This is a genomic window from Desulfobacter latus, from assembly GCF_013389365.1.
In the GTDB taxonomy this organism is placed as follows: domain Bacteria; phylum Desulfobacterota; class Desulfobacteria; order Desulfobacterales; family Desulfobacteraceae; genus Desulfobacter; species Desulfobacter latus.
Map to the genome: position 1 here is coordinate 1 of NZ_JACADJ010000229.1, position 255 is coordinate 255.

At 30.6% G+C, this 255-nt stretch carries 1 protein-coding gene; it reads left to right on the forward strand.

The annotated features are described in order from the left end of the window. Positions 1-255: hypothetical protein (locus HXW94_RS19095; RefSeq protein ID WP_218576842.1), on the forward strand; the 255-nt coding region annotated here is incomplete at both ends.

Consider the following 255-nt stretch of genomic DNA (forward strand, 5'->3'; position numbering starts at 1 on the left):
TGAAGTTTTCACAGGCAGACCAAAACCGCCCAACTATAAAGATAAAAAAGATGGCTTAGGGATAGTTATTTTCACTAACCAACAGTGTAAAATTAAAAATAATTTTATTCACTTCCCGAAAGCTGTCAGAATTGATCCAATCAAAACAACAGTAGAAAAATTTAATCAGGTTAGAATAGTTCCGAAATTTAAACACTTCGTGATTGAAGTTGTTTATGAAAGAGAACCCATTAAAAAAGAAGTCAATTTTGAAAA